General features: G+C 46.4%; 20 protein-coding genes, 2 tRNA genes and 1 rRNA gene (1 of these 23 only partly in view). 19 read left to right on the top strand and 4 right to left on the bottom strand.

From position 1 onward, the window contains the following. Positions 1-109: 109 nt before the first annotated feature. Entirely contained in the window at positions 110-958 is an 849-nt protein-coding gene (locus AC04Q6_RS04300; protein WP_021977473.1) for an AraC family transcriptional regulator, read from the bottom strand. Between the two features lie 204 nt (positions 959-1162). Between AC04Q6_RS04300 and AC04Q6_RS04295 the strand changes: the two genes are divergently transcribed. The 4 genes from AC04Q6_RS04295 (at position 1163) to AC04Q6_RS04280 (ending at position 8195) form a co-directional block, all read left to right on the top strand. Continuing rightward, complete coding sequence (locus AC04Q6_RS04295) at positions 1163-2959, top strand: L-fucose isomerase (RefSeq protein WP_119247821.1); 1797 nt, start codon at positions 1163-1165, stop codon at positions 2957-2959. Between the two features lie 157 nt (positions 2960-3116). After that, the gene (locus AC04Q6_RS04290; RefSeq protein WP_119247822.1) at positions 3117-4157 is read left to right on the top strand and encodes an aldo/keto reductase; all 1041 of its coding nucleotides are present in this window, start codon (positions 3117-3119) and stop codon (positions 4155-4157) included. Beyond that, complete coding sequence (locus tag AC04Q6_RS04285) at positions 4154-5296, top strand: exonuclease SbcCD subunit D (protein WP_174088766.1); 1143 nt, start codon at positions 4154-4156, stop codon at positions 5294-5296. Before AC04Q6_RS04290 ends, AC04Q6_RS04285 begins: the two co-directional genes overlap by 4 nt. Position 5297: 1 nt before the next feature. After that, positions 5298-8195, top strand: a complete 2898-nt coding sequence (locus tag AC04Q6_RS04280; RefSeq protein WP_119247824.1) for an SbcC/MukB-like Walker B domain-containing protein — start codon at positions 5298-5300, stop codon at positions 8193-8195. Between the two features lie 111 nt (positions 8196-8306). Here the strand turns inward: AC04Q6_RS04280 and AC04Q6_RS04275 are convergent, their stop codons facing one another. Continuing rightward, positions 8307-9791, bottom strand: a complete 1485-nt coding sequence (locus tag AC04Q6_RS04275; RefSeq protein ID WP_118062677.1) for a DUF1846 domain-containing protein — start codon at positions 9789-9791, stop codon at positions 8307-8309. A 174-nt stretch (positions 9792-9965) separates the two neighbouring features. On the opposite strand from AC04Q6_RS04275, the gene ftsH reads away from it, so the two are divergent. From ftsH to AC04Q6_RS04255, 4 genes are all read left to right on the top strand, one after another. Beyond that, positions 9966-12101 carry an ATP-dependent zinc metalloprotease FtsH gene (gene ftsH / locus AC04Q6_RS04270; RefSeq protein ID WP_118070761.1) on the top strand — a complete coding sequence of 712 codons (2136 nt, stop codon included), beginning with the start codon at positions 9966-9968 and terminating at the stop codon, positions 12099-12101. 71 nt (positions 12102-12172) lie between these two features. Beyond that, positions 12173-14020: an excinuclease ABC subunit UvrC gene (gene uvrC, locus AC04Q6_RS04265; RefSeq protein WP_118070763.1), complete on the top strand. Its 1848-nt coding sequence runs from the start codon at positions 12173-12175 to the stop codon at positions 14018-14020. A 143-nt stretch (positions 14021-14163) separates the two neighbouring features. After that, entirely contained in the window at positions 14164-15111 is a 948-nt protein-coding gene (gene hprK, locus AC04Q6_RS04260; RefSeq protein ID WP_021651515.1) for an HPr(Ser) kinase/phosphatase, read from the top strand. A gap of 13 nt (positions 15112-15124) precedes the next feature. Continuing rightward, positions 15125-16060, top strand: coding sequence for an ROK family glucokinase (locus tag AC04Q6_RS04255; RefSeq protein WP_118070765.1), 936 nt, complete (start codon positions 15125-15127; stop codon positions 16058-16060). Positions 16061-16130: 70 nt separating this feature from the next. Here the strand turns inward: AC04Q6_RS04255 and AC04Q6_RS04250 are convergent, their stop codons facing one another. Beyond that, the gene (locus AC04Q6_RS04250) at positions 16131-18824 is read right to left on the bottom strand and encodes a transglycosylase domain-containing protein (RefSeq protein WP_118070767.1); all 2694 of its coding nucleotides are present in this window, start codon (positions 18822-18824) and stop codon (positions 16131-16133) included. A 43-nt stretch (positions 18825-18867) separates the two neighbouring features. Here AC04Q6_RS04250 and AC04Q6_RS04245 point away from each other — a divergent pair, with 43 nt between their 5' ends. Next, a complete protein-coding gene (locus AC04Q6_RS04245; protein WP_173763211.1) occupies positions 18868-19086 on the top strand; it encodes a hypothetical protein in 219 nt (72 codons plus the stop codon). Then, on the top strand, positions 19070-19726 hold the full coding sequence (locus AC04Q6_RS04240; protein ID WP_021976169.1) for a YigZ family protein: 657 nt from the start codon (positions 19070-19072) through the stop codon (positions 19724-19726). Before AC04Q6_RS04245 ends, AC04Q6_RS04240 begins: the two co-directional genes overlap by 17 nt. 196 nt (positions 19727-19922) lie before the next feature. Here the strand turns inward: AC04Q6_RS04240 and AC04Q6_RS04235 are convergent, their stop codons facing one another. Further along, a complete protein-coding gene (locus AC04Q6_RS04235; RefSeq protein ID WP_118070769.1) occupies positions 19923-20441 on the bottom strand; it encodes a peptidylprolyl isomerase in 519 nt (172 codons plus the stop codon). A 93-nt stretch (positions 20442-20534) separates the two neighbouring features. On the opposite strand from AC04Q6_RS04235, the gene tsaE reads away from it, so the two are divergent. The 9 genes from tsaE to AC04Q6_RS04190 form a co-directional block, all read left to right on the top strand. Continuing rightward, a complete protein-coding gene (gene tsaE, locus AC04Q6_RS04230; protein ID WP_021976171.1) occupies positions 20535-20975 on the top strand; it encodes a tRNA (adenosine(37)-N6)-threonylcarbamoyltransferase complex ATPase subunit type 1 TsaE in 441 nt (146 codons plus the stop codon). Continuing rightward, positions 20972-21697 (top strand): tRNA (adenosine(37)-N6)-threonylcarbamoyltransferase complex dimerization subunit type 1 TsaB, encoded by a 726-nt coding sequence (tsaB, locus tag AC04Q6_RS04225; protein WP_021976172.1) that lies wholly within the window; start codon positions 20972-20974, stop codon positions 21695-21697. Before tsaE ends, tsaB begins: the two co-directional genes overlap by 4 nt. Then, on the top strand, positions 21694-22131 hold the full coding sequence (rimI, locus tag AC04Q6_RS04220) for a ribosomal protein S18-alanine N-acetyltransferase (protein WP_021976173.1): 438 nt from the start codon (positions 21694-21696) through the stop codon (positions 22129-22131). The genes tsaB and rimI overlap by 4 nt, the downstream gene beginning before the upstream one ends. Positions 22132-22166: 35 nt before the next feature. After that, entirely contained in the window at positions 22167-23078 is a 912-nt protein-coding gene (locus AC04Q6_RS04215) for a ribonuclease Z (RefSeq protein WP_118070771.1), read from the top strand. Positions 23079-23083: 5 nt separating this feature from the next. Further along, the gene (gene tsaD / locus AC04Q6_RS04210) at positions 23084-24103 is read left to right on the top strand and encodes a tRNA (adenosine(37)-N6)-threonylcarbamoyltransferase complex transferase subunit TsaD (RefSeq protein ID WP_118070774.1); all 1020 of its coding nucleotides are present in this window, start codon (positions 23084-23086) and stop codon (positions 24101-24103) included. A gap of 21 nt (positions 24104-24124) precedes the next feature. After that, entirely contained in the window at positions 24125-24829 is a 705-nt protein-coding gene (gene ispD / locus AC04Q6_RS04205) for a 2-C-methyl-D-erythritol 4-phosphate cytidylyltransferase (protein WP_015525917.1), read from the top strand. Positions 24830-25007: 178 nt separating this feature from the next. Continuing rightward, positions 25008-25093: transfer RNA gene (locus AC04Q6_RS04200), tRNA-Ser, on the top strand. Positions 25094-25232: 139 nt separating this feature from the next. Next, positions 25233-25321: transfer RNA gene (locus AC04Q6_RS04195), tRNA-Ser, on the top strand. 244 nt (positions 25322-25565) lie between these two features. Further along, positions 25566-25661 (top strand): 16S ribosomal RNA (locus tag AC04Q6_RS04190); it runs 1434 nt beyond the window's last position.

Here is a 25661-nt window from a genome sequence, read left to right as displayed (position 1 = left end):
ATACAAACAGCAGATGCAAAGGAGAAATCACAGAAATAATAAAACAGCTTAATTTCTGAAAAAGCAGGATATCCACCATATGTGTGAGATCCTGCTTTTTGTCATAATTTCAGCGTCGCTTATATTTACCGGGGGTGATCCCCTTGTACTTTTTGAATGTGCGGATAAAATAGCTCAGGTCATTGAACCCGTTCCGGTATGCGATCTCTGTGATGGAGTCATCGGTGGTGGCCAGCTGGCAGCAGGCCTGTTCGATCCGCTGGCGGTTGAGATAATCCATAGGGGTCTGGTGGGTCATCTCGGAAAAGAACCGGCAGAAATACTTGGGAGACATGGAGACCGAAGCGGAAAGCTCCTGCAGGGTAATAGGGTTTGCATAGTTCTTTTCGATAAATTCCACCACCTGCTTCAGCTGGACGATACGTTTGTAATCACGTCTGGTTTTCCGCAGACTTTCCAGGTAGTAATGATTACCAAAAACCAATCCGAAAAAGTGGTAAAATTGTCCAAACACAACCAGCTCGTATCCTGGTTTCTTCTGCCAGAAAGAATCAAAAAGAGAGTTTACCGATCTCTGGATGTCCGGATGTTTTTCAGTAAAATGATGATAGATCAGAAGTTCCTGGTGGCTGATCTTCTGCATATATTCAGTACAGACGGAATTAAATTTCAGAAACATGTTCATGTCAAAAACAATGCACTGATAGATACAATCATGAGGAATTCCGGAATGCAGAACTCCGCTGTTGACAAAAATCACATCTCCGGCTTTGGCTGTAAAACTTTTTTCGTCTAAAGTGACGGTAAGTGTGCCCTGGAGTATCCGCATGATTTCACATTCCACATGCCAGTGGTAGGACATGACATAGCGGGGATGCGTACTGTCAATATGGTGAAACTCAAAAGGAAATTCGTAGGTTCCCCGAAGCCTGTCTTCATTTCTTCCAAGATCGTGCAAAATAAAACCCTTCTTTCATAAATTTTATAGATTTTTTAGGAACTTATATAAAAAAGTGAATATTGTACTGCTTTTTGCTATTATAACACAAGTAATTTACAAGATGCAATCGTATAATAAAAACATAGTTCGGACAGGAGTTGTCAGAACCTGAAAAAATGTAAGTTATAATAGTGAATATAAATCTAGGAGGTAATTGTTACTATGGCAAAGAGCAGATTAGTAGGCAGCTATCCGGTTATCGGTATCAGACCAACCATCGACGGACGTAGAGGAGCTCTTGATGTAAGAGGATCTCTGGAAGACCAGACCATGAACATGGCGAAATCCGCAGCAAAACTTTTCGAGGAGAACCTGAAATATTCAAACGGTGAGCCTGTAAAAGTTGTTATCGCTGATACAACTATCGGACGTGTTGGTGAGAGCGCTGCATGTGCTGATAAATTCCGTAAAGAGGGTGTAGATATCACTCTTACTGTTACACCATGCTGGTGCTACGGAGCTGAGACAATGGATATGGATCCACAGACAATCAAGGCTGTATGGGGATTCAACGGAACAGAGAGACCTGGTGCTGTATATCTGGCATCCGTTCTTGCTACACATGCACAGAAGGGCCTTCCGGCATTCGGTATCTACGGACATGACGTTCAGGAAGCTGACGACACATCCATTCCGGAAGACGTTAAAGAGAAACTGTTAAGATTCGGCCGTGCAGCAGTTGCAGCTGCATCCATGAGAGGTAAATCCTACCTGCAGATCGGTTCTGTAACAATGGGTATCGGCGGATCTATCATCGATTCTGATTTCATCGAGTCCTATCTCGGAATGAGAGTTGAGTCTGTTGATGAGGTAGAGATCATCCGTCGTATGACCGAGGGTATCTACGATCACGAAGAGTTTGAGAAAGCTCTCAAATGGGCAAAAGAGACCTGCAAGATCGGCTGGGACAAGAACCCGGAAGAGCTTCAGTTCTCACCGGAGAAGAAAGAGGAGCAGTTCGAGTTTGTTGTTAAGATGGCAGTTATCATCAAAGAGCTGATGAACGGCTGTGACAAACTTGATCCGAAATTCTCTGAGGAAGCAATCGGACACAATGCTCTTGCAGCTGGATTCCAGGGCCAGAGACAGTGGACAGACTTCTATCCAAACGGTGACTTTGCAGAGGCTATGCTGAACACATCCTTCGACTGGAATGGCGCTCGTGAGCCGTACATCCTTGCTACAGAGAACGATGTTCTCAACGGACTTGGAATGCTGTTCATGAAACTTCTTACAGGACGTGCTCAGATCTTCGCTGATGTTCGTACATACTGGAGCCCGGAGGCAGTTAAGAAAGCTACAGGATATGACCTTGAGGGTGTTGCCAAAGAAGCTGGCGGATTCCTTCATCTGATCAACTCCGGTGCTGCTTGCCTGGATGCTAACGGACAGGCTAAAGAGGCTGACGGAACACCAGTTATGAAACAGTGGTGGGATGTTACAGAGGCAGACCAGAAAGCGATCATGGACAATACAGAGTGGTGTATGGCCGACAACGGATACTTCCGTGGAGGCGGATACTCCAGCCGTTATGAAACACGTGCTCAGATGCCTGCAACTATGATCCGTCTGAACCTTGTAAAAGGACTTGGACCGGTTCTTCAGATCGCAGAGGGATGGACAGTAGCCCTTCCGGAAGAAGTATCTGACAAGCTCTGGAAACGTACAGACTACACATGGCCATGTACATGGTTCGCTCCAAGATGCGATGGCAAAGAGGGACCGTTCAAAACAGCTTACGATGTAATGAACAACTGGGGTGCTAACCACGGTGCGATCTCCTACGGACACATCGGTGCAGACCTTATCACAATGTGCTCCATGCTGAGAATCCCGGTATCCATGCACAACGTTCCTGAGAAAGACATTTATCGTCCGGCAGCTTGGAATGCATTTGGTATGGACAAAGAGGGTGCAGATTTCCGTGCTTGCAAGAACTACGGACCACTCTACAAATAAATCATACGGTTAAGATAACAGATATCATATCCTCCGGCATATATATGCCGGGGGATTTTTTATGTTATAATGTCCATAGATGCGGGAAACATACTGTTCGGACACAGGGAAAAAGTTATAATAGAAACAGATATAACGAATATGGGAGGTTACTGAAATGAAATATATACAGCTGAATGATACAGATTTGAATGTCAGCCGCATCTGCCTCGGAACAGCAGGATTTGGAGATAAAACAGATCAGGAAAAAAGTTTCGAAATCCTGGATGATTTTGTACGGGCAGGTGGAAATTTTATTGATACAGCCAATGTATACTGCAAGTGGCTGGAAGGACACGGAAACTGCAGTGAGCAGATCATAGGCAGATGGCTGAAAGCGCGGGGAGCCAGGGAGAAAGTGATCGTAGCTACCAAGGGCGCACATTATTCTTTTGAAAATCCGGGCCGTAGCAGAGTGAACCGGGAGGATATCCGTGCAGATCTGGATGAGAGCTTAAGGACTCTGGGAACAGAGGTGATTGATTTTTACTGGCTCCATAGAGATGATCCGGAAAAACCGGTGGAAGAGATCGTGGATATCCTGGAAGAAATGCAGAAAGAAGGCAGAATCCGATATTTCGGATTTTCCAATTACAGAACAGACAGACTGAAAGCGTTGGAACAGTGCCTGAAAGAACGGAAAAAAAGCGGCGTTACGGCAGTATCCAATCAGTGGAGCCTGGCAGGAATCAATCCGGGTGGAAATACCAATCCGGACCCTACACTTGTGGAGTTTTCCCGGGAGGAATACAGGTGGCACTGTGAGACAGGTGCGGCTTCCATTCCGTTTTCATCCACGGCAATGGGATTTTTCTCAAAACTTCAGAAAATGGGAGTTCCATATACGGATGAAGAGGTGGATGCATCCTGGATGCAGGAGAAAGAGTCACAGATTGCAGATCTTTCAGAAAGCATGAAGAAATCCTACTGGAATGAAACGAATCTTCGAACCTATCAGAAATTGTTAAAACTTCAGAAAGAAACAGGGGACAGCCTGCAGTCTTTGTCCCTGGCATATTTTTTCCATCAGCCGTTCCAGACAGTGCCGGTAACCGGTGTCAGCAGTCCGATACAGCTGAAAGATGTTCTTGCTGCCTGCGATATTGATCTTGAACCGGAGTTGTTTGGAGGCTGGGTGACAGCTGGAGGTGGTCTATGAAACTGATCCATTTATCGGATCTTCATCTTGGAAAGCGGGTAAATGAGTTTTCCATGGTGGAAGATCAGAAATATATCTTAAATGAAATCCTGAAGATCATTGATCAGGAATCACCGGATGGGATCCTTCTTGCAGGGGACCTTTATGACAGACCCGTTCCATCTGCGGAGGCAGTGCAGCTTTTTGATAGTTTTCTTACCAGACTTGCGCAGCGAAAGATTCCCGTTTTTGCTATCAGTGGAAATCATGACAGTGCAGAGAGAATCGCTTTTGGATCTCATATTATGAGTGACAGTGGAATATGTATGTCACCGGTATACGATGGAAAAACAGCAAAGTACTGTTTAAAGGACAGTTATGGAGAAGTGTGGATTCATCTTCTGCCATTTATCCGTCCTGCAACGGTCCGACATGCACTGGACGGGGAAGAAGACGTGGAAGATATCCGCACCTATCAGGAGGCGGTGCTGGCAGCGGTTAAGCATATGGAAATTGACAGAAGTCAGAGAAATGTACTGCTTGCCCATCAGTTTGTGGTTGGTGCAATGCAATGTGATTCTGAGGAAATTTCTGTGGGAGGAATCGACCAGATCGAGGCAGAAGTATTTCGGGATTTTGACTATGTAGCACTGGGACATATCCACAGTCCGCAGAATGTGGGAAGTCCGAAGATCCGATACTGCGGGACACCGCTGAAATATTCGTTTTCCGAGGCAGGCCAGCAGAAATCCGTGACGGTTGTGGAACTTGGAGAAAAAGGAAGCCCTGATGTACGTGAGATCCCTCTGACGCCGCTGCGTGATATGCGAAAACTGAAAGGTACTTATATGGAGCTGACTTCACAGTCCAATTATAAGGACACAAATACGGATGATTATGTGCAGATCACATTGACAGATGAGGAAGATATCGTGGACGGAATGCAGAAACTTCGTACCATTTATCCAAACCTTATGCGTCTGGATTATGATAACCGCCGTACACGTGAGAACCAGGAAATTGCCGGCACAGAGAGAACCACACAGAAATCAGAGATGGAATATTTCGAGGAATTTTTTGAGCTGCAGAACAATCAGCCGATGAATGAAGAGCAGCGGAAGTTTTCCGAAGAACTGATACGGAAGCTTCAGGAGGTGTAAAATGAGACCGGAAAAACTGACTATCAGCGCCTTCGGGCCCTATGCAGATAAAACAGAAATTGATTTTTCAAAACTTGGAGAAGGCGGACTTTATCTGATCACCGGGGACACCGGGGCAGGAAAAACCACGATCTTTGATGCGATCACCTTTGCACTGTACGGAAGAGCCAGTGGAGAAGTACGGGAATCTGCCATGTTCCGCAGCAAGTATGCAAAAGATTCCGCAGAAACATTTGTGGAACTTGTTTTTTCCTACCAGGGAAAAACTTATCAGGTGCGTCGGAGTCCGGAATATATGGCTCCGAAAAAAAGAGGCACAGGACTGACTTTACGAAAAGCAGAAGCACAGCTTATTTATCCGGATGAACGTCAGCCAGTGACAAAAGCAAAAGATGTGACTGCGGCGGTGGAGCAGCTTCTGGGACTGAGTTACGACCAGTTCACACAGATAGCGATGATCGCTCAGGGGGATTTTCAGAAATTATTGCTGGCAGGAACGGTACAGCGTGGCGAGATCTTCCGGCAGATTTTTCACACAGGGCTTTACCAGCAGATCCAGATGAGACTCCGGGATGCGGCTATTTCCCGATATAAAGATTACGATGAAATGCGCCGGAGTATCGCACAGTATCTGGATGGAGTGAGGTTTCAGACGGATGCAGGAACAGAAGCGGAGGAATTTTTAAGGCTCAGGAAATCGAAATTTGAAGGAAAGCTGGAACGGAGTCTTGAGCTCCTGAAGCTGTTTATTGACAGAGGAGAACGCCGGGAAAATGAACTTCGGAAACAGGAAGAGGAAGTGGACCGGGAAATCCTGACAATGGAAAAAATGCTGAATCTTTCCGCACAGAAACGAGGCCTGGAACAAAAAAGAAAGCTTGCCCGAGAACAGCTTGAGAAACTTCTTCCGGAACTTAAGAAAGCATCGGAAGAGGCGGAAAAATATAAAGATGCAGATCAGAGATGTGAGAAACTGGGACTTCTGATCCGGGAAAAACAGGAAAAGCTGAAGAAATACCAGGAGCTGGAGCAGCTGCAGAAAGAACGAATAGAGATTGAACGGCAGCTGGAAAACTGTAAGGTACAGCAGAAAAAGATCATCCGGCAGGAAGAACAGCAGCAGAAAGAAATGGAACAGCTGAAAACGGAACGGGAACAGCTGGGAAATTCTGAGCTGGATTTGCAGAAAGCGCTCACAGAAAAAGAAAAACAGACGAGGAGAAAGAAAGAACTGAACGGACTTATCGCTGAGATCCGGAGATTTCAAGGCCTTTATGATAAAACCAAAGAGCAGCAGAAAAAGTATCAGTCTGCTTGCAGAGATGCACAGCAGCAGAGAGAATATTATCAGCAGATATTCCATATTTTTCTGGATGCGCAGGCAGGCCTTCTGGCCCGGGAGCTTAAGGATGAAGTGCCCTGTCCTGTGTGTGGGTCCCTGAGTCATCCAAATCCCAGAATGCTTTCCAGAGAACAGACAGTTGATCAGAAAACACTGGATAACGAGAAACGTAAGCTGGACAAAATGGAAAAGGATTCTGTAGATCAAAGCCTGAAAGCAGGAAGTTTAAAGGAACAGAGCAATGCATCCTGGAGGCAGATCGTAGCCAGTGCAGAAGAGCTTCTGGAAGAGTTTCAGGAATTTCATAAGAAAAATAAAAGCGGGAACGGACAGACAGAGGATTTTATGACTGTGTGGAAACAGCTGACTTCTATGGTAAAAAGGGCACAGGAACAGTGCGAGGATCTTCTGGCGGAAAGTGAAAAAGAAATCCGGAAAGCCCAGGAAAATACAAAAAGAAAGAAAACAGTGGAAAAGTCCCTGGAGCGTCTTGAAAAGGAAAAAGAGGAGCTGCTTGAAAAAAAGAATTTCTTTGACAGAGAGCAGGCCGGCCTGAGGATGAAAGCATCCGAGAATCAGAAACAGCAGCAAAATATGGCAGACGAGATACGTCTTGTTGTGGAAGAACAGTCCGGTAAAACGGACAGTATAACCCAGGACACCTGGGAAGCCGGTAAAGAAAATCTGGAAAAAGAGATCAGGGAAAGACGGCAGGAGTACAGAAGCCTGAAGGAAAACAGCAGAAAGGCGCAAGAAACACTGCAGGGATTTCAGGCAGAAAAAGAAAGGATAGCTTCCTCCATAGAGACTTTTGAAGTGCAGCAAAAAGAGATCGGAGAAATTCCGGAAGCGGAGATCAGAGAACAGCGCGCACAGGCTTCTGAGCGGAAAAAAGATCTCGCAGAAGAAAGAAAAGAGCTCTTTTCCATTCAGAAAGGAAACCAGGATGTTTTTCAGAAAGTGCAGAAGCGCCGGGAGGAAATGACAACAGCGGAAAAGGAATATGCATGGATCAGGAATCTTTCTGATACAGCCAACGGAAAACTGAACGGAAAGGCAAAGATCGAGCTGGAGACTTATATCCAGATGGCATATTTTGACCGGATCCTGCGCAGAGCCAACCTCCGTCTTATGACGATGAGCAGCGGGCAGTATGAGCTGAAACGCCAGGAACAGAGTAAAAACCAGAAAGAAAAAGCAGGTCTTGACCTGAATGTTATCGACCATTATAACGGAACAGAACGAAGTGTAAAGACATTGTCCGGTGGAGAATCTTTCCAGGCTTCTCTGTCCCTTGCACTGGGGCTTTCTGATGAGATCCAGGCATCAGCAGGGGGAATCCGGCTGGACTCCATGTTTGTGGATGAGGGATTCGGTTCTCTGGATGAAGAATCACTGGAACAGGCGCTGAAAGCGTTGGCAGGACTTGCAGACGGAAAACGTCTGGTGGGAATTATTTCCCATGTTTCCGAACTGAAAGAACGCATTGATAATAAGATCATTGTCACAAAACAGTGTAACGGAGAAAATATGGGAAGCAGTATCCGAATACAGTAACTGCAGAAACAAGATAAGAAAGAAGATAAAAAAAGCTCTGACCGGGATAATGTGTATCGTCCCGGTCGGAGCTTTTGACGTATATCTGGTCAGATCGATGATATCCAAAGATCAGTCTTTCTGATATTTTTTCTTCTGTTCAGCCTTGGCTTCGCAGGTAAGCTCAATGCCAAGTTTACGGAAGCTGATCACATCCACATCAGAGAGCATTACGGAAGTATGGGCCTGGCAGCCACGGAGATTCGGGATCTGCTCCAGGGCAAGGCGTGCGGCATCACTGGTTGCGGCACTCATGGACAGGGCGATCAGGATCTCATCAATGTGAAGACGTGGGTTTTTGCTTCCGAGATATTTGGTCTTCAGCTGCTGGATCGGATGGATGGCATCAGGAGAGATCACATGCTGCTCATGGTCAACTCCAGCCAGTTCTTTCAGGGCATTCAGAAGGAGAGCTGCAGATGCACCGAGAAGATCGGAAGTTTTTCCACATACGATTCTGCCGTCCGGAAGTTCCATTGCTGCAGCAGGGCCATTGGTTTCTTTCTCTTTTTCGAGGGCAGCAGGTACAACCTTTCGGTCTGTGATCTCTGCGTGAGCCTGCTGAAGGAGCAGTTCGATCTTGCGTACTTCATTCTCTGTACCGGAACCGGAAACCAGAGCGTCCATGCTCTTGTAATAGCGGCGGATGATCTCCTGACGGGAAGCTTCCTGGCATACTTCATCATCAATGATACAGTTGCCTGCCATGTTAACACCCATATCTGTCGGAGATTTGTACGGGCAGCTGCCCATGATCTTCTCAAACATAGCCTGTACAACAGGGAAAACCTCTACATCACGGTTATAGTTAACAGTAGTCTTGCCGTAAGCTTCCAGATGGAACGGATCGATCATGTTGACATCATTCAGATCTGCAGTAGCAGCTTCATAAGCAAGGTTTACCGGATGTTTCAGCGGGAGGTTCCAGATCGGGAAGGTCTCGAATTTTGCATAGCCGGCTTTTACGCCACGTTTATATTCATGATAGAGCTGAGAAAGGCAGGTTGCCATCTTTCCGCTTCCAGGTCCTGGTGCTGTGATGACAACGAGAGGTCTGGTAGTTTCGATATAATCATTCTTTCCGTAGCCTTCATCACTTACAATAAAGGAGGTGTTGCTTGGATATCCCGGGATCAGGTAAAGCTTGTAAACACGGATTCCCAGCTTCTCCAGACGTTTCTTGAAGAGATCGGCACTTTCCTGGCCGGAGTACTGCGTGATGCATACACTTCCTACATACAGGCCACGGCTTGTAAACTCATCCATAAGACGGAGCACGTCTTCGTCATAGGTAATGCCAAGGTCGCCGCGCACTTTATTCTTGTCAATGTCATTGGCACTGATAACAATAACGATCTCCGCCTGATCAGAAAGCTGCATCAGCATGCGGAGTTTGCTGTCCGGTTCAAAACCCGGAAGAACACGGGATGCATGGTAGTCGTCAAACAGTTTGCCGCCGAATTCAAGATAAAGTTTGTTGCCGAACTGACCGATCCTTTCACGGATATGTTCTGACTGCATTTTCAGATATTTGTCATTATCAAAACCTATTTTCATTTGTCTGATTTCCTCTCCTCTTTAATTTTCCAAATCACTGGGAACAGTATACTACAATTTAATGTTCACTGGCAATATCCCATGAGGTGTTTTTTACAGGTATTTTTACAATCTCACGGTTGATTTATACGGTTTTTCTCTTTATAATAAAGAAATGACAAGAGGAGGAAAAAAATGAATAATCAACTGAATAATGATCAGGACGGGAAGCGACCTGATAACAAAGATCCCAGGCAGGGGTCAGGTAAGAATCATCAGTCGATTCTGGCTTTTCTGATATGCCTCCTGGTCACACTGGTGTGTTTTGCGTTGTTTACCAACATGCTGAAGGATAACAGCAGTGAGATCTCCTATGATAAATTTATCGATATGGTGGATAAGGACCAGGTTAAGGAAGTAACGATCCAGTCCAATACATTGACGATCGTACCCAAGAAGCAGAATTCCAAGTACGAGGATATGAGCTATTACACGACGAAGACTGAGGACAGCACAGCGCTGACTAAGCGGCTGGAAGGCAGGGGAATCAAGTTTGAGACAGATCCGCCGGATGCGTTTGGCGAGTTCATTGCGATGATCTTAAGCGTGGTTCTTCCGACACTGCTTCTTTTTGGTCTTCTGATGTTCTCCATGCGGCGCATGAATAAAGGCGGCGGGATCATGGGTATGGGCGTTGGCAAGAGTAAAGCCAAGGCTTATGTGCAGAAAGAGACGGGAGTTACCTTTAAGGATGTGGCCGGTCAGGATGAAGCCAAGGAATCTCTGCAGGAAGTTGTGGATTTCCTTCATAACCCCGGAAAATACACAGCCATCGGAGCCAAACTGCCGAAAGGTGCCCTTCTTGTAGGCCCTCCAGGAACCGGTAAGACACTGCTTGCAAAGGCAGTTGCCGGTGAGGCACAGGTGCCGTTCTTCTCCCTTTCCGGATCGGAGTTTGTGGAGATGTTTGTAGGTGTGGGGGCATCCCGTGTCCGTGACCTTTTTGAGGAAGCCAAGAAGAATGCACCGTGTATCGTATTTATTGATGAGATCGATGCCATCGGTAAGAGCCGTGATTCCCGCTATGGCGGCGGAAATGATGAGCGTGAGCAGACACTGAACCAGCTCCTTGCGGAGATGGACGGTTTTGACACTTCCAAGGGTCTTCTGATCCTTGCTGCTACCAACAGACCGGAAGTTCTTGATCCGGCGCTTCTCCGCCCGGGACGTTTTGACAGACGTGTGATCGTTGACAGGCCGGATCTTAAGGGGCGTGTGGATATCCTGAAGGTACATGCCAAGAATGTGCTTCTGGATGAGACAGTTGACTTTGAGGCAATTGCCCTTGCAACTTCCGGTGCGGTAGGTTCGGATCTTGCCAATATGATCAATGAAGCTGCGATCCTTGCGGTCAAGAAGGGACGTAAGGCAGTCTGCCAGAAAGATCTGGAGGAGTCCGTAGAGGTAGTTCTTGTTGGTAAAGAGAAGAAAGACCGTATCTTAAGCAAGCAGGAACGCAGGATCGTATCTTATCACGAGGTCGGCCATGCGCTGGTAAATGCTCTTCAGAAAGATGCGGAGCCTGTACAGAAGATCACCATTGTACCCCGCACCATGGGAGCACTTGGTTACGTTATGCAGGTACCTGAGGAAGAAAAATATCTCAATACCAAGAAAGAGCTGGAAGCTATGCTGGTAGGCTATCTTGGCGGACGTGCCGCAGAGGAGATCGTATTTGATACAGTTACCACGGGTGCTGCCAATGATATTGAGCAGGCTACCAAGGTGGCCAGAGCCATGATCACACAGTACGGTATGTCTGAGAAATTCGGACTGATGGGACTGGCAACACAGGAAGATCAGTACTTAAGCGGAAGAGCAGTCTTAAACTGTGGCGATGATACCGCAACAGAGATCGACCATGAAGTTATGAAACTTCTCCATCATTCTTATGAGGAGGCCAAGAGGATTCTTGGAAGCCACAGAAAAGAGATGGATAAGATCGCGGAATATCTCATTCGTAAGGAAACCATCACCGGCAAGGAATTTATGAAGATCCTCCGTGCGGTGCAGCAGGGAATGGACATCCCGGAGAATCTGGATGATCTGGTCCTTTCCGAAGATGAAAAAGAAGTGTCCAATAAACAGGACACTGTGAAAAATGCGGAAGATGTCACAACAGTGGAAACAGAAGCAGCCAAGCTCAGACCTGAGATGTCAGGGCAGAACCTGACAGAGGTTCCACAGACACCGGAGAAAACAGAAGAAACTGTTCAGGCGACAGATACCGATCATACAGAAACAGAAGAAAAGCCGGGATCACAGGCATAAAACAGATCATCGGAAAACCGGGAGAAATCCCGGTTTTCTTATTACCGTAATGGTAAAACAGGAGAATAATTATGTTCATAATCGAGGAAGAATTAAAAAAACTTCCGGCAAAACCGGGAGTTTACATCATGCATGGTGAGAAAGATGAGATCATCTATGTGGGAAAAGCCATCAGCCTGAAAAACCGTGTGCGCCAGTATTTCCAGAGCAGCCGTAACAAAGGGGCGAAGATTGAAAGAATGGTTACGCACATAACCAGGTTTGAGTACATTATTACGGACTCTGAGCTGGAAGCTCTTGTGCTGGAGTGTAATCTGATCAAAGAGCACCGTCCCAAATATAATACTATGCTCAAGGATGATAAGAGTTATCCATTTATCAAGGTGACTGTCAATGAACCATACCCGAGAGTACTTTTTGCCAGAAGAATGAAAAAAGATAAGGCCAGATATTTTGGACCTTATACCAGCGGCGGGGCGGTAAAAGATGTGATCGAGCTGGTGCGGAAACTGTATCAGGTACGTTCCTGCAATCGTAATCTTCCAAGAGATACGGGAAAGGACCGCCCCTGCCTGTACTATCATATGAAGCAGTGCAAGGCACCCTGTCAGGGCTATATCAGTCAGGAAGAATACAGGAAAAACATCAATAAAGTGATCAAATTTCTGAACGGAGATTTTCAGGATACGATCAGTGAACTGATGGAAAAAATGCAGAAAGCTTCAGAGGAAATGCGCTATGAGGATGCCATGGAATACCGTGACCTGATCCGCAGTATCGAAAAGATCGGGGAACGCCAGAAGATCACGGGCTACGGACAGGAGGACCGTGACATCATTGCAGTGGCCATGGATGAGAGCGAAGACCTCCGTGACCAGGATGCCGTTGTGCAGGTGTTTTTTATCCGGGATGGCAAGCTGATCGGCAGGGATCATTTTTATCTCCGGGTGGCAAAAGGTGATACAAAATCTCAGGTTCTTTCCAGTTTCCTGAAACAGTTTTACGCAGGTACTCCGTTTATCCCCTCTGAGATCATGCTTCAGAGTGAGATCGAGGATGCGGAAATTATCGAAGAGTGGCTGACAACAAGGCGGAAGCAGAAAGTGCATATCCGTGTTCCAAAGAAAGGTACCAAGGAAAAACTGGTGGAGCTTGCGCTGGAAAATGCCCGTATGGTTCTCTCAAAGGACAGAGAGAGGATTAAAAGAGAAGAAGGCCGTACGATCGGTGCTGTTCACGAAGTGGAGGAATGGCTGGGCCTGAAAAATGTGGTGCGGATGGAAGCTTACGATATTTCCAACATCAGTGGTTTTGAGTCAGTAGGTTCCATGGTCGTTTACGAAAAAGGCCGTCCGAAGCGCAGTGATTACCGCAAGTTCAAGATCAAATGGGTGCAGGGACCGAACGATTATGCCAGTATGGAAGAGGTATTAACCCGAAGATTTACCCATGAGAGTAACGGAGAATTTGACAGTTTTGCAAGACTGCCGGATCTGATATTGATGGATGGTGGAAGAGGTCAGGTGAATATTGCATTGAAAGTGCTGAATGATCTGGGAATCCGTATTCCGGTCTGCGGTATGGTGAAGGATGATCATCACAGGACCAGAGGTCTGTATTTTAATAATGTGGAAATTCCCATTGATACATCCAGTGAAGGTTTCCGTCTGATCACCAGGATACAGGATGAAGCACACCGCTTTGCCATTGAGTACCATCGTTCTCTCAGAAGTAAGGAACAGGTCCATTCCATTCTGGATGATATTCCCGGAATCGGTGACACCAGGAGGAAAGCACTTCTCCGTAAATTCAAATCTGTGGAAAACATCCGTGATGCTTCGGAAGAAGAACTTGCACAGACAGAGAGCATGAACGCGGGAAGCGCCCGTCAGGTCTATGAATTTTTTCATAAATCCTGATGCTGCATTGCAGTTTCAACCGTGATTGTGTATAATTAAGGATAAGATGTCTCACGCTCTGGTACAGCGGATATCAAGTAACCGCCATGTACTGATAAAACGGCGGTGAGAATGCAAACTTTCAGCGAAAAGGAGAAAAAAGTATGAAGGGTGTACAGTTGACAAAGATGGTACAGGAACTGGAGCTTAACAATCTGACTCCGGAAATCGACCTGTCAGGCATCGTGATCAAGACTGCGGAGATCAACAGACCTGCGCTTCAGCTTACCGGATATCTGGAGCATTTTGCGAATGAGCGTGTACAGATCATTGGATATGTAGAGTATACGTATCTGATGCAGCTCAATGAAGAAGAGAGACGTTTTAAATATGAGCGTTTTATCTCCAGCAAGATTCCATGTGTTATTTTCAGTACCATGACCCGTCCGTCTCAGGACATGATCGATCTGGCTGTTAAATATAATGTTCCGACATTCGTGACAGAAAGAACAACTTCCAGCTTCATGGCAGAGATCATCCGCTGGCTTGGTGTACAGCTTGCACCGTGTATTTCCATTCATGGTGTACTGGTGGATGTTTATGGCGAGGGAATTCTGATCACAGGTGAGAGCGGTATCGGTAAGAGCGAGGCTGCTCTGGAGCTGATCAAGCGAGGCCATCGTCTTGTCAGTGATGATGTTGTCGAGATCCGTAAGGTCAGTGATGTGACACTGGTAGGTTCTGCACCGGATATCACACGTCATTTTATCGAACTTCGAGGCATCGGTATCATCGATGTAAAAACACTGTTTGGTGTCGAGAGTGTTAAGGATACCCAGTCGATCGATCTTGTTATCAAGCTTGAGGAGTGGGACAGAGATAAGGAATACGACCGTCTGGGACTTCATGAGGAATATACAGAGTATCTTGGAAACAAGGTTGTATGCCATTCTCTTCCGATCCGTCCGGGACGTAACCTGGCGATCATCGTTGAGGCTGCCGCTGTCAACCACAGACAGAAGAAGATGGGATACAATGCGGCAGAGGCACTGTACAAGCGTGTTCAGGCGAACCTTGCCAAGAAGAGAGAGAATCCAGACGACGAAGAGTAAGAGAGGATAGGAAATGGGAACATATTGTTTTGGAATTGATGTAGGTGGAACAACTGTAAAATGCGGACTTTTCCGCACAGACGGAACTCTTGTTGAGAAATGGGAGATTCCGACCCGCAAGGAGAATAACGGAGATCAGATCCTTCCGGATGTGGCAGCAGCTGTAAATGCCAAGATCGAAGAGAAAGGCATTTCCAAAGACGACGTAGAAGGTGTTGGAATCGGCGTTCCTGGACCGGTAAACTCCAAAGGTGAGGTAGATCGGGCGGTAAACCTTTACTGGGGTTACAAGAATGTTGCAGGAGAAATGGAGGAACTGACAGGACTTCATGCAAAAGCTGGCAATGATGCCAATGTGGCTGCTCTTGGCGAAGCGTGGAAAGGCGCGGCAGCAGGTTCCTCCGATGTGATCATGGTTACACTGGGAACGGGTGTTGGCGGTGGAATCATTGTTGATGGTAAGATCGTAACAGGCCATCACGGCGCTGGCGGAGAGATCGGACATGCCAATGTGGATCATCACGAGACAGAATCCTGCAACTGTGGAAACAGGGGCTGTCTGGAGCAGTTTGCCTCCGCAACCGGAATTGTACGTATGGCAAAAAAAGAGCTTGCAGCTTCCGAAGAGAAAAGTGTGCTCAGAGATATGGAGAATATTTCCGCAAAAGCAGTTCTGGATGCATTCAAGGAGAATGATCCGGTAGCAGTTGCAACCATGGAAAAAGTTGGAGAGCAGCTTGGCGGTGCCCTTGCGATCATTTCCTGTGTGACAGATCCGGAAACCATCGTTATCGGCGGTGGCGTTTCCAAAGCGGGCCAGCCGCTTGTTGACTGTATTCAGAAATATTACAGAAAGTATGCATTTGCATCCTGTAAAGATACACAGATCGTGATCGCAACCTTGGGAAATGATGCCGGAATTTACGGCGCAGCCAAGATGGTGCTCTGATCAGAAAAATAAGATAAAAAAAGTGGATTCCCATATTCGGGAGTCCACTTTTTTACGTTATAATGATTGATCAATAGTATTCTACAGGATCGCCATCGCTGCCAGTATCATCTCCGGTGTCTCCACCGTCATCATCGCCGGTGTTATCGCCGCTGCCGTCATCACCGCCTGTGTTGTCACCACCGGAATTATCACCGGTGTTATCGGTGTTGTCACCACCGGAATTATCACCGGTATTATCGGTATTGTCGCCACCGGAATTATCACCGGTATTATCGGTACTGTCACCGCCGGCAGTACTGTCAGTTCCGTCCGGTGCAGCAGTCGGAATAGCGGCAGCGGCGGAATCTGTGTCTGCATCAGTGTCTTCACTGTAACTGTAATCATTTTCACTGTAATCACTGCTTCCGTAGAAGTGCTTGTCACAGTATTCTGTTGGAAGACTGGAAATATCAAAATATTCTGTTATGGTCGGACAACCGGCACGAGGGAGAAGTCCTGTCTCTGAGCAGACGCTGGCTTTTTCCACACTGGAAGGCATATCGAAATCTTTGTCATCCAGGCCTTCATGGATACGGTTCATAACTTTTTTCCAGAGATTCTTGTGGAAATTACGGGCATCCTCAGGGATTTTCTCGTTGTTGTCATAACCGGACCATACAGCACATGTGTAGTATGGTGTGTAACCAACGAACCAGAGGTCATTATAATCTTCGGTAGTACCTGTTTTTCCTGCAACAGTCATATTATCAAGCTGGCAGGCAGTACCGGTACCCTTCTTTACAACATCCTCCATAGCGCTGGTAAGCAGGTAAGCGGTGCTGTCTTTGATCACAGATCTGGAAACAGAAGTGTTTTCGATCAGGACATTTCCGTCATGGTCAAGGATCTGTGTATAGTAAATTGGTTTAATATAATTTCCGCCATTGGCGATCGCTGCATATGCGGCACAGAGTTCAACATTTTTGACACCATTGGTAATTCCGCCAAGTGCTGTTGCCAGATTGGCATCACTCCATATATTTCCGTTGGCATCTTTATCTGCCTCAGTTCCATGTGCCAGAGTTGTAAATCCGAAATCATCCAGATATTTAAGACCAAGAGCAGGAGTAACCTGTTCCAGGCATTTGACTGCAACAACATTGATGGAATTCTGGATTGCCTTACGGATCGTGGTCTCGCCGCCATAGCTTCGTGTGGCATTGTTAACCGGAGAGCCGTCCGGATATTCATATGGTTCATCCATAAATGTGGTAGCCAGTGTATCACCTTTTTCGTTCAGAGCCGGAGCATAGGTGGATACAATCTTAAAGGTAGAACCAGGCTGTCTGGTTGTATCTGTGGCACGGTTCAGTGTCAGGCTGGCTGTTTTTTCACCACGGCCACCGATCAGGGCTTTTACATAACCGGTATGCTGATCGATGACAGACATGGAAGACTGCGGTTGTGGTGCAAAGTTTACGCGCTCGGAAACCACGGTACTTCCGTCAGCCAGGATGCTGGCCTTGTACTGATCAACATACTGCTGGCCTTCTTCCGGAGAATCGAAGAGAAGATCGAATTCCGGATCCTGATCACGGAAATAGAGCTGCAGCATTTCCTTGCTGTAATTTTTCTGGTTTCCGTCTGCATCCTGAACGGTCAGTGCGTAGTCCAGCTCATACTGTACATCAGCCGGATAATTATCCGGATCCGCGTACTCTTCATCCAGGATCTTCTGAATACTGGAATCCAGGGTTGTCATGATCTTCAGACCGCCACTGTAGAGAAGATTGGTTGCCTGAGTTTTGGTGTAACCTTTGATATTCATAAGGTCGCTGATGACCTGATTGGTAACCTCGTCTTCAAAGTATGTGTAAACGGTGCTTTCTTCTTCTGTATTTTCCATCTGTGCAGCCTGAATACGGGTATAAACATCATCGTTCAGTGCTTCGTTATATTCATCCTGTGAGATATAGTTCTGATCTAGCATGTGATCCAGAACTTCCTTACGTCTCTTGGAATTTGCTTTCGGGTTGGTGATCGGATTGAATTTGGTAGGATTCTGAGTGATACCTGCAAGGGTTGCACATTCAGAAAGATTCAGATCCCATACATCTTTATTGAAATATTTCTTGGAAGCTGCCTGTACGCCGTAGGAACCTGCACCAAGGTTGATGGTATTCAGGTAATTTTCGAGAATTACAGATTTATCGTATTTCTTTTCAACCTGTACAGCCAGGTACTGCTCCTGAAACTTACGTGTGAAACGTTCCAGCTGTGTGGACTCGTTGGTCCAGTCTGTGAAAACATTATTCTTCAGAAGCTGCTGTGTGATGGTACTGGCACCCTCGGAAAAATTACCGGTGGTGATCGCCTTCATTCCGGCACGTGCGATACCCCGGACATCAATACCGTTATGTTCATAAAAACGTTCATCCTCAATGGCTACCACTGCATGCTGCAGACTGACCGGGATCTGGTCCAGAGAGACCGGAAGACGGTTGGATGTAGGTGCTGAAAGCTGTCGGATCTGTGTTCCCTGGTCATCATACAGGAAGGTTGCATATCCGAGAGGTGAAATATCCACATCGTTGACATCAGGTGCACCGGCGATCACGCCCCGGAAGGAGCCGATACCAAGGCAGATAACCATGACGCAGACCGCAATCAGAGCTGTAAATAAAACCCGGATAAACGAAACATGTGCTCTTTTTTCCAGCATGGAAGTACGGGAGATCAGAGCGTTCCGCTTCTTGGAAGTGGATCTTTTTCCGTAGTTCATGTTATTCCTCCTTTATAATCCGTTTCATTATAGCAAATATAGAATGTTAAATAAACCCTTAAAAAAAATTTCACAATTCATGATATCTTATACATTGTGCAATGGAGATAATTATTATACAATAAAGAAAACTCTGCAGAAAACAGAGAGAACATCAGATGAGGAAATTCCCGCGGACAAGATAGCAGAAGCGGAATCTGATGTGGCAATATCTGGAAATGTGATAGACAACGGAGGCGTAAACCATGCTGGAACATTATAAAACCATATACGAAGGCGGCGAAGGCGAACTTGTGGAAAAGAAATCCCGTTTTATCGCAACGGTCCGTCCTGTGGAAACCGAAGAAGAGGCCCTTGCTTTTATTGAAGAAATGAAAAAGAAATACTGGGATGCCCGTCATAACTGCTATGTATATTCCGTAGGGATGAACCGGGAGGCCACACGCTGCAGTGATGACGGAGAACCATCCGGAACAGCAGGAAGACCCATGCTGGATGTGCTTCTGGGCGCCGGGATCTATAATGCAGCCATCGTGGTGACCAGATATTTTGGTGGTGTTCTTCTTGGAACCGGAGGACTTGTACGTGCCTACTCAGGAGCTGTCCAGGCCGGACTTGCAGCAAGTACCGTGATCGAGAAACATCATGGGATATCGCTTCAGGTGACGACCGATTATACAGGAATCGGTAAGATCCAGTATATTGCGGGAGAAAGAAGCCTGCCAATCCTGGATTCCGAATATACCGACAAGGTTGTCCTGAAGCTTATTGTGCCGGATGACCAGATCGAAGAGGTGAAAAAAGCCATCACAGAGGGAACCAACGGAAGAGCCGGACTTGAGAAAGATGCAGAGCTGTATTTTGCAAAAGTAAACGGAGAAGTGAAAACCTTCGAAAAATAAAGGAAAAAGAGTGTCGAAAAAAGCGGAATGCCTGTTTTATGGCGTAAACAGTGTCGGAATAAACAGAGCAGCCCAGGACAGGTTTCTGGCAAAAAAATACCCCGGGAAACGGCAGATGTTTTCGTTACAGTCTGTCTTTCACGGGGCTTTTTCATGTTTTTTTAAATAATTCCTTTATTTCAGAAAATTTTGCTTATTAGCATTTCTCCGGTTCCGGATAATCCAAACCAAAGGTATCAACAGTCATGGATTTGATCTTCTGCTCGTCAAGAGGACGGTCGCTGTAATCTGTGTCTGTCTCTGCGATAGCATTTACAACATCCATGCCCTCGATGATCTGACCGAATGCAGCGTAGCTTCCGTCAAGATGTGGAGCTGCCTTGTGCATGATAAAGAACTGGCTTCCGGCAGAGTCCGGATGCATGGCTCTTGCCATGGAGAGAACACCTGGTGTATGCTTCAGGTCATTTTTGAAACGGTTCTGGGAGAACTCGCCTTTGATGCTGTATCCCGGACCGCCCATACCGGTTCCGTCCGGGCATCCGCCCTGGATCATGAAACCGTTGATAACACGGTGGAAGATCAGGCCGTCATAAAAGCCTTTTTTTACAAGGCTGATGAAGTTATTTACTGTGTTCGGGGCAACTTCCGGATATAATTCCGCTTTCATTACATCGCCATTATCCATTGTGATGGTAACGATAGGATTTGCCATAGTTTTCGCACTCCTTTTTAAAAAGTATTGTATTTCGCTGTTCGCTCTATTATAATATGCAAAGAATAATTGTGCAAGAAAAAGGTGGAAAATATGATCATAGAAACGCATGATCCGGAGGAGACATTCGAGGTCGGAAGAAAGATCGGAATGAATGCGAAACCGGGACAGATCTATACACTGACAGGCGACCTGGGAGTTGGAAAAACCGTATTTACACAGGGCGTGGCAGCAGGTCTTGGAATCACAGAACCTGTAAACAGCCCCACATTTACCATTATCCAGGAATATGAGGACGGGCGTCTGCCATTTTATCATTTTGATGTATATCGTATCGGAGATCTGGAAGAAATGGAGGAGATCGGATACGATGATTATTTTTTCGGACAGGGAATCTGCCTCATCGAATGGGCAGAACTCATTGAGGAGATCCTCCCGGAAAAAAGGATTGAAGTTACCATTGAGAAAGACCTTGAGAAGGGTTTTGAGTACAGAAAGATCACCATTGAGGAGAGAGGGGAAGAGGCAGAATGAGAGTTTTGGCACTGGACAGTTCCGGGATCGTGGCATCGGTAGCCGTTGTGGAGGATGATACACTGGTAGCGGAATATACGGTTAATTATAAAAAAACACATTCACAGACCCTTCTTCCCATGCTGGATGAGATCGTGAAGATGACAGAGCTGGATCTTAAGACCATTGACGCCATTGCGGTAGCCAAAGGCCCGGGATCTTTTACCGGACTTCGTATCGGCTCTGCCACAGCCAAGGGACTGGGACTTGCTCTTGACAAACCACTGGTAGGGATTCCCACCGTGGAAGCGCTGGCATACAATCTCTATGATGTAAATGGGCTGATCTGCCCGATCATGGATGCCAGAAGAAAACAGGTTTATACGGGAATCTACCGTTATGAAGACCACAGACTTGTGACTGTAAAAGATCAGATGGCAGTGGGAATCGAGGAACTTCTTTCCATGCTGAATGAGATGGGAGAAACCGTGACATTCCTGGGAGATGGGGTTCCGGTATTTAAAGATATTATTGCAGATAAGCTTGAGGTACCATTTTCTTTTGCACCGTCTCATCTTTCCAGACAGAGAGCCGGAGCGGTAGGTGCACTTGGCATCCTTTATTATAAAGAGGGCAGAACAGAGACTGCAGCTGAGCACAAACCGGATTATCTCCGTGTATCACAGGCAGAGCGGGAGCGTGCCCAGAGGCTGAAAAAAGAATCAGAAGGGGAAAAAGCATGATCTTAAGAGAGATGCTGGTGGATGACCTGGATCAGGTCATGGAGATCGAAGAGGAACTTTTTTCTGTTCCCTGGACAAAAGAAGGATTTCTGACATTTCTTATGAAAGAGAATGCAATGTTTCTTGTTGTGGAAGAAAAAGGCCGGATCCTTGGGTATTGCGGCCTTCTTACTGTGCTGGACGAGGGGGATGTGACCAATGTTGCTGTCCGCAGAGACCGCCAGAGAGAGGGAATTGGAAATTTCCTTATGGAAAGCATGATCCGTCTGGCAGAAGAAAGGGGGATCACCATGATCCATCTGGAAGTCCGCGCGGGAAATGAGACGGCGATTCGGCTTTATGAGCGGCAGGGCTTTGTGAGAGACGGACTGCGTAAGGCGTACTATACAGATCCCACAGAAGATGCTGTCCTTATGACACGCACTGCATCTTAAGAAACTTTGCCACAGAACAGGAAAAGAGGAAAAATATGTTAGATGTTTGTTTACTTGGCTGCGGAGGAATGATGCCGCTGCCACGCAGATGGCTTACCGCGCTGATGACCCGCTATAATGGCAGCAGCCTGATGATCGACTGCGGGGAAGGTACCCAGGTGGCCATTAAAGAAAAGGGCTGGAGCTTCAAGCCTATAGACGTGATCTGTTTTACCCACTATCACGGGGATCATATCAGCGGACTTCCGGGACTCCTTTTGACTATGGGAAATGCAGACCGCACAGAACCGCTGACTCTGGTAGGCCCAAGAGGACTGGAACGTGTGGTAAGCGCACTTCGTGTGATCGCACCGGAGCTGCCCTTTGAGATTAAATTTATCGAGATCACGAAACCGGAGGAGGTTCTGGAACTGAACGGTTACCGGATCACTGCATTTCGGGTGAACCATAATGTTACCTGCTATGGATATACCCTTGAGATCCTGCGCCAGGGAAAATTTTCTCCTGACAGTGCCAGTGCACATGAGATCCCGCTGAAATTCTGGAATCCGCTGCAGAAGGGACAGACTGTGGAGGATGAAGGAAGGATCTACACACCGGATATGGTGCTTGGTCCGCCAAGAAAAGGGATCAAGCTTACCTATACCACAGATACCAGACCGACAGAGTCTATTTTACGTAATGCAAAAGGTTCCGATCTTTTTATCTGTGAGGGAATGTACGGTGAAGATGACAAGATCGAAAAGGCAAAAGGCTACAAACACATGACGTTTCGTGAAGCGGCCACTCTTGCCCGTGATGCGGAAGTGGGGGAAATGTGGCTGACCCATTACAGCCCTTCTCTGGTACGTCCGGATGATTACATGGATACAGTACGTGAGATCTTTCCGAAGGCATGGCCGGGAAAAGACGGGAAGAGTGTGGAACTGAATTTTGAAGAGGACTGAAAAAAATGAAAGATACATTAATTCTTGGTATTGAGAGCTCCTGTGATGAAACGGCAGCTTCCGTTGTAAAAAATGGAAGGACTGTCTTATCAAACGTGATTTCCTCACAGATCGAGATCCATAAACTGTACGGAGGTGTTGTACCGGAGATCGCTTCCAGAAATCATATAGAAAGGATCAACCAGGTCATCCAGGAAGCGCTGGACGAGGCAAATGTCACGCTGGATGATATTGATGCTATCGGTGTAACCTATGGACCGGGGCTTGTCGGTGCACTTCTTGTAGGTGTGGCAGAAGCCAAGGCTATTGCCTATGCAAGAAACCTGCCACTGGTAGGCGTGCATCATATAGAAGGCCATGTTTCTGCCAATTATATTGAGCATCCGGATTTGGAACCGCCGTTTCTCTGTGCCATTGTATCCGGTGGACACACCCATCTTGTTATTGTGAAGGACTACGGCCAGTTTGAGATCCTGGGCCGAACCAGAGACGATGCGGCAGGTGAGGCATTTGATAAGGTTGCACGTGCCATTGGGCTGGGATATCCGGGAGGACCGAAGATCGATAAGCTGGCAAAGGAAGGAAATCCGGACGCTATCGAGTTTCCACGTGCAAAAATCGGCGAAAATCCATATGATTTCAGCTTCAGCGGCGTGAAGTCCGCAGTTCTTAATTATTTAAACGGGGCAAAAATGAAAGGTGAGGAAGTAAAACGTGCAGATATCGCGGCATCCTTCCAGAAAGCGGTTGTTGATGTGTTGGTAGAACATACCATGCAGGCAGCAGCTGATTTTGGCATGAAAAAGGTTGCCATTGCAGGAGGTGTTGCTTCCAACGGAGCACTTCGCACTGCTATGGAAAAAGCATGTACAGAACGTGGATACAAATTTTATCGTCCGTCACCGATATTCTGTACGGATAACGCAGCGATGATCGGTGTGGCAGCTTACTATGAATATATCAGGGGAACACGCCACAGCTGGGATCTGAATGCGGTTCCGAACCTGAAGCTTGGCGAAAGATAAAAGAATCCGGGGTAATTGATCATGGGAGAGTGCAGAAATACAGCTATTGTCCTGGCAGCAGGCCAGGGAAAGAGAATGCACAGCAAAATACAGAAGCAGTTTATGGAGCTTGACGGGATGCCGGTGCTCTGTTATTCTCTGCGCTGTTTTCAGGAAAGTCCGCTGATCAGGGATGTGATCCTGGTAACAGGGGAGGAGTATGTTTTCTGGTGCAAAGAAGAAATCGTGGAAAAATATGGTTTTACAAAGGTTTCTGCTGTAGTATCCGGCGGAAAAGAACGGTACGATTCTGTTTATGAAGGACTTCGTGCGTGTAAAGACACAGAGTATGTGCTGATCCATGACGGTGCCAGACCATTTATTGATCATGGGATCATTGAAAGAGGACTTATGGCAGCAGCACAGACAGGTGCCAGTGTTACAGGCATGCCTTCCAAGGATACAGTTAAGATCGCAGATGAGGATGGGAATGTCAGTGAAACTCCGGATCGCAGCAGTGTATGGATCGTCCAGACTCCGCAGATCTTTCAGTACCCGCTGATCTATGGTGCATATACCAGCATTCGGCAGAAGGAAATGACCGGAATTACAGATGATGCCATGGTTGCAGAACATGAGACCGGGGTGAAGATCCGCTTTTCAGAAGGTTCTTATCGCAATATCAAGATCACAACACCGGAAGATCTGGTGGTTGCGGAGGCATTTTTGAAGGAAAACAGAGAGTAGAATAGAGAGCAGAACAGGGTGAAAATCCCGGTAAATATGGACATATAGCAGAAATTGAAGCTATATGTCCAATTTTTTGAAAAAAATATCAAATTTGTTATTGACAGGGGAGATATTTGATGATAGAATACAACATACGCTGACAAAACAGCACAAAAAATGTTGAAAAACATTATATGGAGAGATATCGAAGTGGTCATAACGAGGCGGTCTTGAAAACCGTTTGTCCGCAAGGGCGCGTGGGTTCGAATCCCACTCTCTCCGTTTGTCAAATACAGAATAAAAACTTTTTAAAAAAAGTTAAAAAAGTACTTGACAACATAAAAGATACGAGATATAATATCACCTGTCGCTGAGAACGGCAGAGATAAATATCAGAACTACTTAGTAAGTAGGGCAATTTGGAGAAGTACCCAAGCTGGCCGAAGGGGCTCCCCTGGAAAGGGAGTAGGTCGTTAACGCGGCGCGAGGGTTCAAATCCCTCCTTCTCCGCTTTAATTTTTCTGAAGATTAAATGCTTCAAAAAAATTAAAAAAAGTTCTTGACAAGCAGTTGAGAATGAGATAAAATAAACGAGCTGTCCGAGAGGCAGACACAACAAACCTTGATAACTAAACAGTGAAACACATACGATTCTCGAAAATTTCTTTATATTTAAAGAACGGTTTAAACAAACCAAAAGCAGTAAAAACGAGAGATAGCCAAACGGTTGTCTTGAGTAAATGAATCAAACATTTTATCAGAGAGTTTGATCCTGGCTCAGGATGAACGCTGGCGGCGTGCTTAACACATGCAAGTCGAACGGGAAACCTTTTATTGAAGCTTCGGCAGA

The organism is Blautia sp. HA9023 (assembly GCF_056504095.1).
The sequence above is the reverse complement of the archived record's forward strand: the minus strand, read 5'-3'. Positions and strand labels throughout refer to the sequence as shown.

Coding starts and splice junctions, on each gene's coding strand:
- AC04Q6_RS04255 (WP_118070765.1), top strand. CDS start 15,125: ATGGGAACATATTGTTTTGGAATTGATGTAGGTGGAACAACTGTAAAA.
- AC04Q6_RS04245 (WP_173763211.1), top strand. CDS start 18,868: ATGTTAAATAAACCCTTAAAAAAAATTTCACAATTCATGATATCTTAT.
- AC04Q6_RS04215 (WP_118070771.1), top strand. CDS start 22,167: ATGTTAGATGTTTGTTTACTTGGCTGCGGAGGAATGATGCCGCTGCCA.
- uvrC (WP_118070763.1), top strand. CDS start 12,173: ATGTTCATAATCGAGGAAGAATTAAAAAAACTTCCGGCAAAACCGGGA.
- AC04Q6_RS04285 (WP_174088766.1), top strand. CDS start 4,154: ATGAAACTGATCCATTTATCGGATCTTCATCTTGGAAAGCGGGTAAAT.
- ftsH (WP_118070761.1), top strand. CDS start 9,966: ATGAATAATCAACTGAATAATGATCAGGACGGGAAGCGACCTGATAAC.
- AC04Q6_RS04240 (WP_021976169.1), top strand. CDS start 19,070: ATGCTGGAACATTATAAAACCATATACGAAGGCGGCGAAGGCGAACTT.
- hprK (WP_021651515.1), top strand. CDS start 14,164: ATGAAGGGTGTACAGTTGACAAAGATGGTACAGGAACTGGAGCTTAAC.
- AC04Q6_RS04295 (WP_119247821.1), top strand. CDS start 1,163: ATGGCAAAGAGCAGATTAGTAGGCAGCTATCCGGTTATCGGTATCAGA.
- AC04Q6_RS04250 (WP_118070767.1), bottom strand. CDS start 18,824: ATGAACTACGGAAAAAGATCCACTTCCAAGAAGCGGAACGCTCTGATC.
- tsaD (WP_118070774.1), top strand. CDS start 23,084: ATGAAAGATACATTAATTCTTGGTATTGAGAGCTCCTGTGATGAAACG.
- AC04Q6_RS04235 (WP_118070769.1), bottom strand. CDS start 20,441: ATGGCAAATCCTATCGTTACCATCACAATGGATAATGGCGATGTAATG.
- AC04Q6_RS04290 (WP_119247822.1), top strand. CDS start 3,117: ATGAAATATATACAGCTGAATGATACAGATTTGAATGTCAGCCGCATC.
- rimI (WP_021976173.1), top strand. CDS start 21,694: ATGATCTTAAGAGAGATGCTGGTGGATGACCTGGATCAGGTCATGGAG.
- ispD (WP_015525917.1), top strand. CDS start 24,125: ATGGGAGAGTGCAGAAATACAGCTATTGTCCTGGCAGCAGGCCAGGGA.
- tsaE (WP_021976171.1), top strand. CDS start 20,535: ATGATCATAGAAACGCATGATCCGGAGGAGACATTCGAGGTCGGAAGA.
- tsaB (WP_021976172.1), top strand. CDS start 20,972: ATGAGAGTTTTGGCACTGGACAGTTCCGGGATCGTGGCATCGGTAGCC.
- AC04Q6_RS04280 (WP_119247824.1), top strand. CDS start 5,298: ATGAGACCGGAAAAACTGACTATCAGCGCCTTCGGGCCCTATGCAGAT.
- AC04Q6_RS04275 (WP_118062677.1), bottom strand. CDS start 9,791: ATGAAAATAGGTTTTGATAATGACAAATATCTGAAAATGCAGTCAGAA.